Origin of the sequence: Bradyrhizobium sp. WSM471 (assembly GCF_000244915.1) — a bacterium.
Taxonomy (GTDB): domain Bacteria; phylum Pseudomonadota; class Alphaproteobacteria; order Rhizobiales; family Xanthobacteraceae; genus Bradyrhizobium.
Map to the genome: position 1 here is coordinate 3603103 of NZ_CM001442.1, position 16230 is coordinate 3619332.

The following is a 16230-nucleotide window of genomic DNA, read 5'->3' on the forward strand; positions in this document are numbered from 1 at the left end:
GCTTGCCGGTCCCGTCGGACCGTCATGCCATGCGCAACGAGGCGCCAGGGGATCCGGGGTGGACGAGAGCATGGTTTGCGAGGTCGCGCCGGATACGCGCCTGGTCGATCGCCGTCGCGCGGCGGCCTATGTCGGCGTGACCGCCGGACGCTTCGAGCAGCTGGTGCGCGATAACGTCGTGCCACCGCCGGTCATGGTGGACAACAAGCGGCGCTGGCCGCTCGCGTTGCTCGACGTGGCGAAGGGCGCGGTTGTCAGCAGCAGCATGCCGTGCCTGCCGCAGGTGACGGTCGAGATTCTGCAGGACGCGCGTCCCTGCGAACCGGCCCCGGCACCGGCCTTGCCCGAACTGCCGGACCAGGCCTGGTTCGAGCAGCGGGCGCGGTTCGTTCAGCGCGTGCGCCGGTCGCTGCTGTCGGGTAACGAGATACGTCTCTTGCGCGAGTTCAAGCTGCTCAGGCAGAACCAGATCAGCATGTTCGGCTATTACGGCAGCTTCGAAGCCCTGATGGTGCGCGGCTACATCGTCGAGCTCGCGCGAAAGCCGCCTTCGAGCCGTCCGCTGGTGACGTACCGCCTGACCGCGCAGGGCGAGCAGGTGATATCGGCGCTGAAGGACGAGCCGGTGATCTGACCGGCGCGGACAAGGCGACGGTATCCTTCGGCATCATCGCACGGCGTGCATCTCCAGAAACGCCTTCACGCCGGTGACGGTGCCCGTGTCGGACGGCACATAGCCGGGTAGCGTCGCGACGGCCGCGCGAAAATCGGCGCTGCGGATGATCTCCAGGATGCGCTGCATCGGCCCGGTGTCCAGGAACGCGCGCTTGCAGACGAAGAAATAATCCTCGGTCAGGAGCCGGATGAAATCGAGGCCGAAATGCCGGGCGGCGGCTTCGACGCCGAAACTCGCATCGGCCATGCCGCTCGCGACATAGGCTGCGACCGCGGCGTGGGTGAATTCGATCTGCTGCGCGCCGTTGATGCGGCTCTCGTCAATTCCGCTTGCCGCGAGCAGTTGGTCGAACAGAAGCCGCGTGCCGGAATCGTGGTCGCGGTTGACGAAACGGACTTTTGGTCCGGTGAGATCATCAAGCGAAGCGATGCGCAGCGGATTGCCGCGCGCGACCATCAATCCCATTTCGCGTGTGACGAAGCTGATGATGCGATCCTCGCGCGGATCGAGCCATTCCCGCGCAGCCTTGATGCCCTGGGCGCGCAGGGCGCCGTGCGGCAGATGCAGGCCGGAGAGATCGCAGGCGCCTTGCGCCAGCGAGACCAGCGAGTGCTGGTTGCTGACATAGCGCAGATCGACGCCGATGCCGGGCTCGCGGTCGAGGAATTCGCGCAGTTTTGCGACCGCAAAGCCGTGGCTGGCATGGACGCGGATCACTGACGGGCGCTGCTCGAGGAACGGCTTGATCTCGCTCGCCAGCTCTTGCGCCAGATTCTCAAGTTGAGGTCCGAGCCGGGCCTGCATGCGCTCGCCCGCCCACACCAGCCGCTCGCCGAATGGCGTGAGTTTCGAGCCTTTGCCGCGCTGCGTTTCCACGAGCGGCGTGCCGAAGAACTCCGACCATTGCTCGATCAGATTCCAGACATGGCGATAGGAGAGGTGCGCGTCCTTGGCTGCGCTGGTGATCTTCCCGGTTCTCCTGATCTCGTTGAGGACGCCGAGCATGACGATGGCGGTCCGCGGATTGCCCTCGCGGCGAAACCGCCATACGGCCTCGATCTCGATCTGAAGCATTCGTCTGCCTTATGAACTGTACTTCATATGCTGCCCGTCCATTGGCAATTCATATCATATTTACTCCGAGGTAGGGGCGCCTAGTCTGGTATACCAGAACTGGAGGAAATATGATGTCTGTTGCATATGACTTTGTACACTCGCCGGCCACCGAGTTCATGTCTCGGCCACAGCATCTGCTGATTGACGGTCGCCGTGTCCCCGCCAGCTCCGGGCGCACCTTCAAGTCGCTCAATCCTGCCACCGGGCAGGTCATCGCCGTCGTCGCCGAAGGCAACGAGGCCGATGTCGACCATGCGGTCGCCGCCGCGCGCCGGGCCTTCGAAGGCCCCTGGCGCACGATGCGGGCGTCCGAGCGCGGCCAGATCCTGCTGCGCTGGGCAGATCTGCTCAAGGCTCACGCCGAGGAGATCATCGAACTCGAGTCGATCGATGCGGGCAAGCCGATCGCGGCGACATCGCGGCAGGATTTTCCGGCGGCCGTCGACACGCTGATCTACTATGCCGGTTGGGCCGACAAGATCAGTGGCGACGTCGTGCCCGTGCGCGATGATGCCCTGACCTACACTGTGCGCGAGCCGGTCGGTGTGGTCGCGGCGATTGTGCCCTGGAATTTCCCGCTGATGATCGGGATGTGGAAGCTCGCGCCGGCGCTGGCCTGCGGCTGCACCATCGTGATGAAGCCGGCCGAGCTGACCTCGTTGTCGGCGCTGCGCATCGCCGAGCTCGCGCTCGAAGCCGGCCTGCCGGCGGGCGTCTTCAACGTCGTCACTGGCCCGGGCCGCGTCGTCGGCGACGCGCTGGTCAATCACCCTGACGTCGACAAGGTCACCTTCACCGGCTCTCCGGGTGTCGGGCGGGGAATCATGAAGGGCGCCGCAAGCAACTTCAAGCGCGTCTCGCTCGAGCTGGGCGGCAAATCTGCCAACGTCATTTTCGACGATGCCGATCTCGAAGCCGCATCGAAAGCTGCGGCTTCCGGCATCTTCTTCAATGCCGGCCAGGTCTGCTCGGCCGGCTCTCGCGTGCTGGTGCAGGAGAAGGCTTATGACGAGGTCGTCGAACGACTGGCGGCACGCGCAAAGTCGCTCAGGATCGGCGACCCGCTCGACCGCAAGACGACGCTCGGCCCCGTCATATCCGAGAAGCAGATGAAGTCGGTCCTCGACTATGTCGACATTGGCCGGAAGGAGGGCGCGACCCTCGTCACCGGTGGCGAGAAGGTCGGCGATCGCGGCTACTTCATCAGCCCCGCGGTGTTCGCGAATGTCGCGCACGAGATGCGGATCTCACAGGAGGAGATCTTCGGACCCGTCGTCAGCGTCATCAAGTTCAAGGATGAAGCCGACGCTTTGCGGATTGCCAACGGCACGGCTTACAGCCTCGCCGCCGGCGTCTGGAGCCGCGACATCGGCAAGCTGCAGCGCTTCGCCAAGCGGGCGCGCGCGGGCACGGTCTGGATGAACACCTATGGCTATACCGACGTGCGGCTGCCTTGGGGCGGCGAGCGCGACTCCGGGCTCGGCCGCGAGCACGGCACCGCCGCGCTCGACAATTTCACCGAGCCCAAGGCTGTCTGGATGAATCTGGCCGTTTGATACCTCCCGAGCGGCCAAGCCTGGAGCCCGCCTGACCACCCGTGCAGGCGGGCTCTTTTTTCGAGATCGATAAAATTGTCTGCATTCCGCTCAGCGGCGGCAAACCCTGCGGACAAGAACCATGCGGCCTTAAACCCCGGCTTTGGAACCGGCGTGCATCCTGCCTGCAACAGGGTGGGGCATCAGCATGTCAGTTCTCAGGGAGGTCGTCGTCGCGGTCGCGGGAGTCTGCGCACTTCTGTTCGCGTGCGACACAATGTTCGGGATCGGCGAGGCACGCTTCGACGATGCTTATTACAGCGCCAGCTTCTACGCGCCGCGGCCGAAGGAGTTTCGTTTCGCCGGCGATACGCCGCCGGCCGTCCGCGTCAGCGAGGCATTTGCGCAATTCGCGCCGGGCGAAGCCAAGCCGAACAAGCGCTACTCGTCGCTGACGACGATCCTCCGCTAGGGCGCACACTCATTGTTCCGACCGCAATCGCGGTTCGCGCCCAGGCCGCGATGGCCCGCGTGCGCCGGACTCCACGGCACATCACCGACGCGACGGGCCGTGAATAGCAATCGTCAACTGCTTCCTCAATCTTCCCAACCCGCTTTCCGAAGGCCGTCCAGCATCAGGGCGTGATCTTCCGGCCGAAACCACGGTGGCCGCTGACGGACCTGAAACTCGAACGATGCTGAGGAAATTGCGATTGCTTTTTGCAGCGCATCCTCGGCTTCAGCAGTTCGACCGAGTTGGCCGAGAGCTGCGGCAAGCCAGCGGTAAGGGGAGGGGAAGTCGGGAAATGTTCGGATCGCGCGCTCCGCCGCCTCGACCGTGGCCGTGTAGTCTCAGCAAAAATAGTGAGCCAATGCGACCTGGTTCAAGCGATTGACCAGCGATGGGTCACGAGGGTCCAGCCGAATGCACGTCTCGAGCGCGACGAGCCCCTCTTTCGGACAGCCGGAATACGCGAGAATGACGCCCAGCGCTCCGTGAGCTGGTGCCAGATTCGGGCAGAGTGCCAGCGCACGCTCGGCCTGCGCACGTGCTCCGCCGTGATCGCCCCGAGCGTTGAGCGCCAGCGCCAGGCGTGAATGGGCGTCCGCGTTGCCACGATCGAGAGCGACCGCGCGTCGCGCCAATTCTTCTTCTTCGAGTTGCGTTCCTTTCGACCGACTGAGCACGGTGGAGAGCCCGATATATCCGGGCGCGAACATGGGATCGAGATCAATGGCCCGCTGAAAGAATTCTCCGGCAACTGAATCATCCTCGGTGCTCGCCTTGCCCAGATGCCACATTCCACGCTGGTAGGCACCCCAGGCATCAAGACTTGCGGGCGGCTTGCGCATGGCCCGCTGTTGCTCGGCGCCGGCAATGACCGGAGCGATGGCGATGGTCGTGGACTGCGCGATGTCATCTTGTACGGAGAAGATGTCGGCTATGTCGCGGTCGTAGCGTTCTGCCCAGACATGGTTGCCTGTCTCTGCTTCGACAAGCTGTGCGGTGACACGGACGCGGTTGCCGGATTTTCGCAGGCCGCCCTCAAGCACATAGCGAACGCCCAGTTCGCGCCCGACCTGTTTCACGTCTACCGCGCGTCCCTTGAAGGAAAACGACGAATTGCGAGCGATGACGAACAGCGAGGAATATCGCGACAACGCAGTGATGACGTCCTCCGCTATTCCGTCGGCGAAGAACTCTTGGTCCGGATCGGAACTCATGTTCTGGAACGGCAGCACCGCGATGGATGGCTTGTCCGGAAGCGCCAGCGGTCGCGCAAGTTCAGGCACTTGTCGTGGCTTTGATGCTGCAGATGAATTCCCATCGACAAGGAGGCGCCATGTATGCATCGGCTCGGCGATATTCTTGAGCGCTTGCAGACCCATATCGTCGTAGGCGACGTCTATCTTGCCGCGAATCTGCCGACGAGCATCGTCGGAGATACAGATGCCGCCGGGGTCGGCTATGCTTTCAAGGCGCGCGGCGATGTTGACGCCATCGCCGAAGATGTCGTTGTCATCAAGAATAATGTCGCCGATGTGGATGCCGATCCGGAATTCGATCCTGATTGCCGGGGAGACGTCGGCGTTCTGCGCCGCCATTCCGCGCTGGACTTCGACCGCACTGCGCGCCGCGTCCACCGCACTCGCAAACTCGACCAGCATGCCGTCGCCGGTGGTCTTGACGATGCGCCCGCGATGCGCAGCGATCATGGGATCGACAACGATCTTTCGAGCTGCCTTCAGGCGCGCCAGCGTGCCTTCCTCGTCAGCACCCATCAGACGGCTGTAGCCGGCGACATCGGCAGCCAATACCGCTACAAGTCGTCGTTCCACGCGCTCGCCGGTCAAATTGGCCTCAACAAAATGGCCTCAAAAATATGATATTTGGACCAGCGCATCAAAGCACGCAGAGCTGCTTCCGGCCAGCACCGACATTCGTCCCGGCTTTACTCTCACTCCCCCTGGATCCATTCCGCGACGCCACGCCACAATGTGTCGCGGTGGTCCGGGCGGAAGAAGCCGAAATGTCCGATCGCCTTGGCGCCGACGTCGGACGGCTTCACGTTGAGCACCTCCGGCTTGATCGCGGTAAATCCGCTCGCAAGCAGCTCGACCGCGGGCCGCGTCGCCCAGGGATCGTCGGAGAAGCAGAGTGTGCGCAACTCGCCCTTGAACTTCGCGAAGTTCTCCAGGGCCGCCAGCTTTGAATCGAAGAGATAACGAGGGCTCGAGACCCACTCGGCCCATTGCAGGAAGACGCCCTTGGGCAAATCCTCACCGATGCCGGCCCAGCCCGGCGCGTAACCGAGCGCGTGGACGAGCGGCACGCCGACAAAATTCATGAAGGCGAAGACGCGGTATTTTTCCGGGGACGTCATCAGCCGCCAGGTCGCGGCCTGCGAGGCCACGAACGCGGCGCGCGAAATGTCCGTGTTGTTCGCGATCAGCCCGAGCGCCTGGCCGCCAAAGGAGTGCCCGACATAGGCCAAGGGCAGGGTGTTGTAGCGCTCGCGCATCCAGTGCACTGCGGCGGTGACGTCGAGCGCGGCCCAGTCCGACATCGAGGCCTTGAAGCCGACCAGCGATTTCGGCCGGTTGTAGCCGACCATCGCCGGCAGCCGGGAGTCGCCGATGCCGCGGTAGTCGTAGGTCAGGACCGCGCAGCCGCGATGGGCGAGATATGAGGCAAATCCGCGATAGATTTTTCGCGGGACGGCAGTCGCCGAATTGACCAACACGGCATGACGGTTGGTGCCGCGCGGCAGGAATAGCGTGCCGGTCAGCGCATACCCGTCGGTCGCCGGGAAGCTGATCTCGTCGATGAAAACGTCGTCCAGTGCCACGCCCATGGGCCGAAGGTATCTTGCCAGTTTCCAAGCCGTTTCCCAGCAAATGCGAATTTGGCTTTCCCCGCAAGGCTTTGCGGTGCCAAACGGATTTACAACTGGCGGCCGGTGGCCAGCCTGTGTATAAGGCGACCCTCGCAACCCACAGATCAGGTTGTGCTTTTTGCTTCACGGAGAGATTGCGATGTCCGAGCGGTGGACGCCCGAATCCTGGCGCAGCAAGCCGGTGCTACAGGTGCCCGACTATCCCGACGCCAAGGCCTTGGCCGACGTCGAGGCGCAGCTTGCGAGCTTTCCGCCGCTGGTGTTCGCGGGCGAGGCGCGCAATCTGAAGAAGGCGCTGGCGCGGGTCGCGGCCGGAGAGGCGTTCCTGCTGCAGGGCGGCGACTGCGCCGAGAGCTTTGCCGAGCACGGCGCCAACAACATCCGCGACTTCTTCCGCGTGCTGCTCCAGATGGCGGTCGTGCTGACCTATGCCGGTGCCGTCCCGGTGGTGAAGGTCGGGCGCGTCGCCGGCCAGTTCGCAAAACCCCGATCCTCGCCGATGGAGAAGATCGACGGTGTCGAGCTGCCGAGCTATCGCGGCGACATCGTCAACGACATCGCCTTCACCAAGCAAGCGCGCGTCCCTGATCCGCAGCGCCAGCTGATGGCCTATCGCCAGTCGGCGGCGACGCTGAACCTGCTGCGTGCGTTCGCCACCGGCGGCTACGCCAATCTCGGCAGCGTGCATCAGTGGATGCTCGGCTTCCTCAAGGACTCGCCGCAGTCCCGCCGCTACAAGGAATTGGCCGACCGCATCTCCGATGCGCTCAATTTCATGCGCGCCTGCGGCCTCGATCTCGAGGCCCACCCGGAGCTGCGCGCCACCGATTTCTACACCAGCCACGAAGCCCTGCTGCTCGGCTACGAGCAGGCCATGACCCGGGTCGATTCCACCACCGGCGACTGGTACGCGACCTCGGGTCACATGATCTGGATCGGCGACCGCACCCGTCAGCTCGACCACGGCCACATCGAATATTTCCGCGGCATCAAGAATCCGATCGGGCTCAAATGCGGCCCATCGCTCAAGCCCGACGAGCTGCTGAAGCTGATCGACGTGCTCAATCCCGACAACGAGCCGGGCAGGCTGACGCTGATCGGCCGCTTCGGCTCCGACAAGATCGGCGAGCACCTGCCGAACATGGTCCGCGCCGTGAAGCGCGAGGGAAAAGTGGTGGTCTGGTCGTGCGATCCCATGCACGGCAACACCATCACCTCGACGTCGGGTTACAAGACGCGGCCCTTCGACCGCATCCTGTCCGAGGTGAAGTCGTTCTTCGCGATCCACGCCGCGGAAGGCACCCATGCCGGCGGCGTGCATCTGGAGATGACGGGCCAGGACGTCACCGAGTGCCTCGGCGGCGCCCGCGCGATCACCGATGAGGATCTCAACGACCGCTATCACACGGTCTGCGATCCCCGGCTCAATGCCGAGCAATCCATCGACATGGCTTTCCTGGTCGCAGAACTGCTCAAGCAGGAACGCGCCGGCAAAGTCAGGCCGATGCCCGCCGCAGCGGGGCTCTGAGACCTTGCTACGAATCTGGAAGGCCACGATCAATTCCCGTAACGGTCTGGCCTTTGCGTTCCGCTCGGAGCAGGCCGTCCGCGAGGAGATCGTTGCGCTCCTCGTGTCGCTGCCGCTTGCGTGGTTCGTCGGCGCGACCGCGATGCGCGCGGTCGAGCTGATCTGCGCGGTCGCGTTTGTGCTGGTGGTCGAGCTCCTCAATACTGCGATCGAGAAGCTTGCCGACCGGCTGACCATGGATCACGACAAGCAGATTGGACGGGTCAAGGACATGGGCTCGGCCGCGGTCGGTGTTGCGCTCCTGATGGCCGGCACGTTCTGGATCATCGCCATCATCGAGCGTTTAGGATTCCTCTAGAGCGCACGTCGCGCTTTAGACTGTTTTTTGAGCATGATCTTTTCGGAAAACCGCTTCACACTTTTCCGGATCATGCTTTGATCGGAGCGCCATGACCGAACGTCTCAACGCATTCGCGGTCACGCTCGCCCAGCTCAATCCGACCATGGGCGACATCGAGGGCAATGCCGCGAAGGCGCGCGCGGCGCGCGTGCAGGCAGCCGCCGACGGCTCCGATCTCGTGCTGTTTCCGGAATTGTTCATCGCCGGCTATCCGCCGGAAGATCTGGTGCAGAAGCCTTCGTTTCAGGCCGCCTGCCGCGCTGCGATCGAAGCGCTGGCGCGCGAGACCGCTGATGGCGGGCCGGCGATGCTGATCGGCACGCCCTGGGTCGAGGAGGGCGGGCTCTACAATGCCTGTGCACTGCTCGACGGCGGCCGTATCGCCGGCTTGCGCTTCAAATGCAATCTGCCGAATTACGGCGTATTCGACGAGAAGCGGCTGTTTTCGCGCGGCCCTGCGGCCGGCCCCGTCACCGTGCGCGGCGTGCGCATCGGTGTGCCGATCTGCGAGGACATCTGGCTGGAGGAGTCCGAGGACTACGAGAATGTGGTCGAGACGCTGGCCGAGACCGGCGCGGAGATCATCCTTGTGCCGAACGGATCTCCGTACGCCCGCAACAAGGCGGACGTGCGGTTGTCGGTCGCGGTCGCGCGCGTCACCGAGAGCGGCCTGCCGCTGGTCTATCTCAACCAGGTTTGCGGCCAGGACGAGCTGGTGTTCGACGGAGCTTCCTTCGCGCTCAACGGCGACCTTTCGCTCGCAGCGCAATTGCCGGCATTCGCGGAGAGCATCACCACACTGCGGTTCACGAGAAACGGCGACGATTGGCGCTGCACCGGTCCGATCGCCGCGCAGCCCGAGGGCGACCACGCCGACTACGCGGCCTGCGTGCTGGGCTTGCGCGACTACGTCGCCAAGAATGGCTTTCCCGGCGTTCTGCTCGGGATTTCCGGCGGCATCGATTCCGCGCTGTGCGCTGCCATCGCGGTCGATGCGCTCGGGGCCGATCAGGTGCATGGCGTGATGCTGCCTTATCGCTACACTGCGGCACACTCGATCGCGGACGCCGGCGAGCTCGCCGGCCATCTCGGCATCCGCTACGAGGTGCTGCCGATCGCGGAGGCGGTGAACGGGTTCGAGACTATCCTGTCCGGCGTCTTCAAGAATCTGCCGCCCGATGTCACCGAGGAGAATCTCCAGGCCCGCACCCGCGGCACGTTGCTGATGGCGATCTCCAACAAGACCGGGCTGATGGTGGTGACCACAGGCAACAAGTCGGAAATGTCGGTCGGCTACGCCACGCTCTACGGCGACATGAATGGCGGCTTCAATCCGATCAAGGACATCTACAAGACGCAGGTGTTTCGGCTGGCAAGCTTGCGCAATGCGTGGAAGCCCGAGGGGGCGCTGGGGCCGGCCGGCGAGGTGATCCCGCCCGACATCATCACGCGTCCGCCGACAGCGGAGCTGCGCGAGAACCAGACCGACCAGGATTCGTTGCCCGCTTACGACGTGCTCGATGCCATCCTGCAGCGTCTGATCGAGCGCGAAGAGCCGCTCGAGACAATCATTACCGCTGGCTTCGACCGCGAGACGGTCACCCGCATCGATCATCTCCTCAACGTCGCCGAATACAAGCGCCGCCAGGCCGCGCCCGGCGTCAAGGTCACGGCCAGGAATTTCGGCCGCGACCGCCGCTATCCCATCACCAACCGCTTTCGCGACAAAGGCGAGCAGCTCGCCGCCCCGGACGAGACGCTGGTGTCGCGCGGGAGCAAAGCCTCGATCGACGCGTTCGAAGGGTGAGGCTGGCGCTTGCGCTGCCGTTTCCACAAGCGAGATCGGCGTTATTGTGCCCTCGCCCCTTGCGGGAGAGGGCAGCTTCGCTGTCGAAGCGAACTCATTCGGGTGAGGGGTCTGTCTCGGCGTACTCGTGTGCACGTGTGAGCGCGGATCGAACCCCTCATCCGGCGCTTTGCGCCACCTTCTCCCGCAGGGGGAGAAGGGAAGAGCGACCTACTTCTGCTGTTGGGGCAGGAAGCTCGGGCCGACCGAACGGATCGGCTTGTTCTCGGAGTTGGCAGGGGTGGCGGTTTCCGCCGGCGGCGTTGCTGCCGGGGCGCCAGTCGTCGTCGTCGCCGGGGCCGCGCCCTTCTTGGCATTCGCAGGCGTGCCCTTGTTGAGCTGCCGCTGCTGCATCTTCTTGGCGCTCTCCTCGGTGACGATGATGTCACCCTGCTGTTCGGCCGATGCCTTGTCGTCGGCGGATTTGAGCGCGTCGGCCCAGGTCTGGCCCGCGGCCTTGCAGGAGCAGGACGGGTTGAACTCGCTGCGGAATTTGAACGCGGTCGGCAGGGCCGTGTAGGGCTGGCCGCTGGTGGAGACCGCGGAGTTCATGTCCTCGCCGGGATTGCGATGGGTGTAGAGCACGGCTTCGGCGGCCGGGCACAGCGCCTTGCAGGTCTTCTCGTCGTCGGGGAAGCGCGCCGGCACGGTCGCAAACGAGACCGGGAAATAAGCGCCGTCGCAGGTGCGCACGCACACGGTGCGATAGGTGCCTGATTGCGGGCCGAGATCGGACGGCGGCACGCCTTGCGGATTGTTGGGGTTGTTGCCGCCGAACAGATTGCTCAGGAAGTTGCCGCCGCCTTGCGACTGTGCGGCGTTGGCATATTGCGGGCCGCAATTGTTCTGCGCCAGCGCTGCCAGCACCGAGCGGCGCTGGTTGTCACGCTCGGGGCTGAAGCCGCCGGGACCGCCGCCGCGCAGGCGTTCGAGATTGCCGGTGATCTGGTCCAGATTGGCGCGCATCTGCTGGATCTGGGTGTTGACCGGACCGCATTGCGCCGACTGGCCGCTGAACAGCGAGAAGAAGCCGGAGGAATCGCAACCCATGCGCTTGGCCTGCATGGTGACGCGGTCGAGCTCGGCCTGCTGCTTGCTTTGGGACTCTTGATACCGGCGGATCTGGTCTTCGCGCGCGGGATCACCGCCGCCGCCACGATCGAGACCGGCGAGCTGGCCTTCCAGGCGCGCGCACATCGGGTTGGGTCCGAGCCCGTTCTGGCCAGGCTGAGGTGGCGGTCCCGGCGGGCCGGCCTGTGCGAACGCGTTAGTGGCGAGCGCGACCGTGCTCAAGAGCACGGCGCAGGCAAGGATCGAGCGAGCACGGGAGAGAAACAAAAATTCAGGCATATCCGCCATTCTAGCGAGGTCACGGCCACGCGTGATGTGGGGGGCCGAAGCGCGCCCTCCCATAGCCGCTTCCTGCGGCATCGTCACGTCGTTTCAGAGGCCAGCGATTGGGCCTAAAGTACGCCAGTTCCGAGCGAATTCAGCGCTGGCAGGTGATTGCGACATATTCATCGCAATGGCCATGGGAGCAGTTTGCGCCGGATTTGGGGACAGAGCCGGTAATTTCGTCGGGATCGACCCGGCGATAGGCCGAAGCCTGGGCAAAATCGCGTGACTGGCAGTAGGTGCGGGCGACCTGCGCGCCGCATTTGTCGCTTTTGGCCAGGCACTGATCGACGCCGTAGCCATCCGCCTGGTTGGGGATGATGAAGACGCGGGTCTCGGCGAGAGCGCTGGAAACGACAAGGATGGAGGCGCAGGAAATGAGCGCGAGCAATGATCGCATGAAAACACCGGGGGCAAAAAACAGGAACTGCCAGTTCCAGAATGGGCTCAAATGGTTAAGGATCTGAACCATCTAGCCGTAGCGGCTGCGCATTGCGGAGATAAAACGGCATTTTCGCGGCTCTCTTGACGCGGGGCCGCCTCATAGCCCATATGTTCCGTTATGAACGGTCTCCTCGTCATTTGCGCCATTTGCCGCGAGATTACGAGCTAGCGATTCGCTGGCTGGAGCCGTCTTTTCTCAAAACCATTGAGAGCACTGGACGCCCGGCCAACAGCCGACGGGTATCCTTATGGAATTGCGCCTCTACGATACGCTGAGCCGGGAAAAGCGCACCTTCGTGCCGCTCGATGCCAAGGACGTCCGCATGTATGTCTGCGGACCGACGGTCTATGACTTCGCCCATATCGGCAATGCCCGGCCGGTGATCGTGTTCGACGTGCTGTTCCGGCTGCTGCGCCATCTCTACGGCGCGGCGCACGTCAAATATGTCCGCAACATCACCGACGTTGACGACAAGATCAACGACCGTGCCGCGCGTGATTTCCCCGGCCTGCCGCTGAACGAGGCGATCCGGAAAGTCACGGAGCAGACCGGCAAGCAGTTTCACGCCGACGTCGACGCACTCGGTGCGCTGCGGCCGAACGTCGAGCCGCGCGCCACCGAGCATATCGGCGAGATGCGCGAGATCATCGAGCGGTTGGTCGCCGGCGGCTTTGCCTATGTCGCCGAGGATCACGTGTTATTCTCGCCGCAGGCGATGAACGCGGCCGATGCCGGGCTGCCGCGCTATGGCGCGCTGTCCAACCGCTCGCTGGACGAGATGGTTGCCGGCGCCCGCGTCGATGTCGCGCCGTACAAAAAGGGCAACACCGACTTCGTGCTGTGGAAGCCGTCCAAGCCCGGCGAGCCGTCATGGCCATCACCGGCCGGCATCGCCGCGCAGGGGCGCCCGGGCTGGCACGTCGAGTGCTCGGCCATGGCCTGGAAGCATCTCGGCGAGCACTTCGACATCCATGGCGGCGGCATCGATCTCGTGTTTCCGCATCACGAGAACGAGGTTGCACAAACCTGCTGCGCCTTCCATCGGGAGCGCATGGCGAACTACTGGATGCATAACGGCTTCCTGCAGGTCGAGAGTGAGAAGATGTCGAAATCGCTCGGCAACTTCGTCACGATTCACGAGCTGCTCGCGGACTGGCCGGGCGAAGTGCTGCGCCTGAATATGCTGAAGACGCATTACCGCTCGCCGATCGACTGGACGATGAAGTCGCTAGAGGAGAGCGCCAGGACGCTCGACGACTGGTATCGGGTTGCGGCTGACGTCGTACCCGGCAAGCCCGCCCCGTCAGTGATCGAGCCGCTGCTCGACGACCTCAACACGCCGCTGGCCATCGCGGCGCTGCATGGCTTGCGCGGCAGCGACGTTGGTGCTCTCGCGGGTTCGTTGCGTCTGCTCGGCTTTCTCTCCGAGAGTGCCGCGCAGTGGGAAGGACGCAAGCAGCAGGCGAGCGGCGTCGATGCCAAGGAAGTGGAGCGCCTGATCTCGGAGCGGACGGCGGCGCGTGCGCGCAAGGACTTTGCGGAGTCCGATCGTATCCGCGATCTGCTTGCCGCGATGGGCGTTGCGATCAAGGACTCCAAGGAAGGCACGACCTGGGAGGTCGCACGATGAAGCGGCCCGACACGCCTTTTCCGCGGCACTGGTTCTATTACATCGCGCTGAAAATCCTGCTGCTGGGCGCCGCCGTGGCGCTGGCGCTGAAACTCTATGGGATGTGGTGAAGACGATGGCACAAGCACTCCCAAAGCCCGGCTTGCGGCCCTTCCTGCCGGAGGACGTGCCGGTTCTCGCCGCGATCTTCGCCGCCAGCATCGAAGAGCTGACCGGCGACGACTATAGCGAAGCGCAGCAGCAGGCCTGGATGGCGGCGGCCGAGGACGAAGAATTCGGCAAGCGGCTCGCCTCCGACCTGACGCTGATCGCGACGCTGGAGGGATCACCGGTGGGCTTTGCCTCGCTGCGCGGCAAGGATCATGTCCGCATGCTCTATGTGCATCCGGCCGTGGCCGGGCAGGGCCTGGCGACGATGCTGGTCGATGCGCTGGAAAAGCTTGCGGGCGGCCGCGGCGCCGACAAGCTGACGGTCGACGCCAGCGACAACGCGCAGGGCTTTTTCGCCAAGCGCGGCTATGTCGCCATGCAGCGCAACAGCATCACCGTCAACGACGAGTGGCTGGCCAACACCACCATGCAAAAGACGCTGGGCAGCGGACCCGCGACGGGAGCGCTGCAATGAGCAAGGAGCGCCTCTATCTGTTCGACACCACGCTGCGTGACGGTGCGCAGACCAATGGCGTCGATTTCACGCTGACCGACAAGCAAATCATCGCTCAGATGCTTGATGAACTCGGCATCGACTATGTCGAGGGCGGCTATCCCGGCGCCAATCCGACCGACACCGAGTTCTTTGGCACCAAGCCGAAGTTTTCGCATGCGCGCTTCACTGCGTTCGGCATGACACGTCGGGCGGGGCGCTCGGTCTCCAACGATCCCGGCGTGGCCGGTCTACTCGAAGCGAAAGCCGACGCCATCTGCTTCGTGGCGAAGTCGTCGGCCTATCAGGTGCGCGTTGCGCTGGAGACGACGAACGAGGAGAACCTCGCCTCGATCCGCGACAGCGTCGCGGCGGCCAAGGCCGCCGGCCGCGAGGTGATGCTCGACTGCGAGCATTTCTTCGACGGTTACAAGGAGGATTCCGGTTTTGCGCTCGCCTGCGCGAAAGCCGCCTATGAAGCCGGCGCGCGCTGGGTGGTGCTGTGCGACACCAACGGCGGCACCATGCCGAATGAGATCGAGGCCATCGTTACCGAAGTGGCGAAGCACATCCCCGGCGATCATCTCGGCATCCACGCCCATAACGACACCGAGCAGGCGGTGGCGAATTCGCTCGCCGCGGTGCGCGCGGGGGCGCGGCAGATCCAGGGCACCCTGAACGGCCTCGGCGAGCGCTGCGGCAACGCCAATCTCTGCTCGCTGATCCCGACCTTGAAGCTGAAGGCTGAGTTTGCCGACGCTTTCGAGATCGGCGTCACGGCGGAAAAGCTTGCGACCCTCGTCAAGGTGTCGCGCACACTCGACGACATGCTCAACCGCGTGCCGAACCGTCATGCAGCCTATGTCGGCGAGAGCGCCTTCGTCACCAAGACCGGCATCCATGCCTCCGCCGTGCTGAAGGATCCGCAGACCTACGAGCATGTCTTGCCGGAGCGGGTCGGCAATCACCGCAAGGTGCTGGTGTCCGATCAGGCCGGCCGCTCCAATGTCATCGCCGAGCTCGACCGCGCCGGCATCGCCTACGAGAAGAGCGATCCGAAGCTGTCGCGGCTGGTCGAGGAATTGAAGGAGCGCGAGGCGCAAGGCTATGCCTATGAATCCGCCAACGCCTCGTTCGAGCTGCTGGCGCGGCGCACGCTCGGCAAGGTGCCGCATTATTTCGAGGTCGAGCAGTTCGACGTCAATGTCGAGCAGCGTTACAATTCGCATGGCGAGCGCGTCACCGTGGCGCTGGCGGTGGTCAAGGTCGACGTTGCCGGCGAGCATCTGATCTCGGCGGCCGAAGGCAACGGTCCCGTCAACGCGCTCGACGTCGCGCTGCGCAAGGATCTCGGCAAGTACCAGAAATATATCGAAGGCCTGACGCTGATCGACTATCGCGTGCGTATCCTCAACGGCGGCACCGGCGCGGTCACGCGTGTCCTGATCGAGAGCGAGGACGAGAACGGCGACAGCTGGACCACGGTCGGGGTGTCCCCCAACATCATCGACGCCTCCTTCCAGGCGCTGATGGATTCGGTGATCTACAAGCTGGTGAAGTCGGGGGCGCCGGCGTAGGGACATGGCGCCAGGAACGCAATGACGAGGAGAGAGGGGAA

General features: G+C 64.1%; 14 protein-coding genes. 9 read left to right on the forward strand and 5 right to left on the reverse strand.

Annotated elements, in window-relative coordinates:
• Nucleotides 1-58: 58 nt before the first annotated feature.
• On the forward strand, nt 59-634 hold the full coding sequence (locus tag BRA471DRAFT_RS15720; protein WP_035973995.1) for a hypothetical protein: 576 nt from the start codon (nt 59-61) through the stop codon (nt 632-634).
• Between the two features lie 33 nt (nt 635-667).
• Here the strand turns inward: BRA471DRAFT_RS15720 and BRA471DRAFT_RS15725 are convergent, their stop codons facing one another.
• Nucleotides 668-1750, reverse strand: coding sequence for a substrate-binding domain-containing protein (locus tag BRA471DRAFT_RS15725; protein ID WP_007608802.1), 1083 nt, complete (start codon nt 1748-1750; stop codon nt 668-670).
• A 113-nt stretch (nt 1751-1863) separates the two neighbouring features.
• On the opposite strand from BRA471DRAFT_RS15725, the gene BRA471DRAFT_RS15730 reads away from it, so the two are divergent.
• Nucleotides 1864-3348 (forward strand): aldehyde dehydrogenase family protein, encoded by a 1485-nt coding sequence (locus tag BRA471DRAFT_RS15730; RefSeq protein ID WP_007608804.1) that lies wholly within the window; start codon nt 1864-1866, stop codon nt 3346-3348.
• Nucleotides 3349-3535: 187 nt separating this feature from the next.
• Nucleotides 3536-3799: a hypothetical protein gene (locus BRA471DRAFT_RS15735; protein WP_007608805.1), complete on the forward strand. Its 264-nt coding sequence runs from the start codon at nt 3536-3538 to the stop codon at nt 3797-3799.
• Between the two features lie 380 nt (nt 3800-4179).
• Here the strand turns inward: BRA471DRAFT_RS15735 and BRA471DRAFT_RS15740 are convergent, their stop codons facing one another.
• The gene (locus tag BRA471DRAFT_RS15740) at nt 4180-5682 is read right to left on the reverse strand and encodes an adenylate/guanylate cyclase domain-containing protein (protein WP_231171119.1); all 1503 of its coding nucleotides are present in this window, start codon (nt 5680-5682) and stop codon (nt 4180-4182) included.
• 104 nt (nt 5683-5786) lie between these two features.
• Nucleotides 5787-6683, reverse strand: a complete 897-nt coding sequence (locus tag BRA471DRAFT_RS15745) for an alpha/beta fold hydrolase (RefSeq protein WP_007608812.1) — start codon at nt 6681-6683, stop codon at nt 5787-5789.
• 181 nt (nt 6684-6864) lie between these two features.
• Between BRA471DRAFT_RS15745 and BRA471DRAFT_RS15750 the strand changes: the two genes are divergently transcribed.
• The 3 genes from BRA471DRAFT_RS15750 (at nt 6865) to BRA471DRAFT_RS15760 (ending at nt 10460) form a co-directional block, all read left to right on the forward strand.
• Complete coding sequence (locus BRA471DRAFT_RS15750; protein ID WP_007608813.1) at nt 6865-8253, forward strand: class II 3-deoxy-7-phosphoheptulonate synthase; 1389 nt, start codon at nt 6865-6867, stop codon at nt 8251-8253.
• Nucleotides 8254-8257: 4 nt separating this feature from the next.
• Nucleotides 8258-8611: a diacylglycerol kinase gene (locus BRA471DRAFT_RS15755; protein ID WP_007608814.1), complete on the forward strand. Its 354-nt coding sequence runs from the start codon at nt 8258-8260 to the stop codon at nt 8609-8611.
• Between the two features lie 91 nt (nt 8612-8702).
• Nucleotides 8703-10460 carry an NAD+ synthase gene (locus BRA471DRAFT_RS15760; RefSeq protein ID WP_007608816.1) on the forward strand — a complete coding sequence of 586 codons (1758 nt, stop codon included), beginning with the start codon at nt 8703-8705 and terminating at the stop codon, nt 10458-10460.
• A gap of 210 nt (nt 10461-10670) precedes the next feature.
• Here the strand turns inward: BRA471DRAFT_RS15760 and BRA471DRAFT_RS15765 are convergent, their stop codons facing one another.
• Both BRA471DRAFT_RS15765 and BRA471DRAFT_RS15770 read right to left on the reverse strand, forming a co-directional pair.
• Nucleotides 10671-11858, reverse strand: coding sequence for a DUF2865 domain-containing protein (locus tag BRA471DRAFT_RS15765; protein ID WP_035973997.1), 1188 nt, complete (start codon nt 11856-11858; stop codon nt 10671-10673).
• Nucleotides 11859-11988: 130 nt separating this feature from the next.
• Nucleotides 11989-12294 (reverse strand): hypothetical protein, encoded by a 306-nt coding sequence (locus BRA471DRAFT_RS15770; protein WP_007592521.1) that lies wholly within the window; start codon nt 12292-12294, stop codon nt 11989-11991.
• 292 nt (nt 12295-12586) lie between these two features.
• On the opposite strand from BRA471DRAFT_RS15770, the gene cysS reads away from it, so the two are divergent.
• The 3 genes from cysS (at nt 12587) to cimA (ending at nt 16189) form a co-directional block, all read left to right on the forward strand.
• Nucleotides 12587-13969 carry a cysteine--tRNA ligase gene (gene cysS, locus BRA471DRAFT_RS15775; protein ID WP_007608822.1) on the forward strand — a complete coding sequence of 461 codons (1383 nt, stop codon included), beginning with the start codon at nt 12587-12589 and terminating at the stop codon, nt 13967-13969.
• A 115-nt stretch (nt 13970-14084) separates the two neighbouring features.
• Nucleotides 14085-14594 carry a GNAT family N-acetyltransferase gene (locus tag BRA471DRAFT_RS15780; RefSeq protein ID WP_007608824.1) on the forward strand — a complete coding sequence of 170 codons (510 nt, stop codon included), beginning with the start codon at nt 14085-14087 and terminating at the stop codon, nt 14592-14594.
• Nucleotides 14591-16189, forward strand: coding sequence for a citramalate synthase (gene cimA, locus BRA471DRAFT_RS15785; protein ID WP_007608826.1), 1599 nt, complete (start codon nt 14591-14593; stop codon nt 16187-16189). Before BRA471DRAFT_RS15780 ends, cimA begins: the two co-directional genes overlap by 4 nt.
• The last annotated feature ends 41 nt before the right edge of the window (nt 16190-16230 follow it).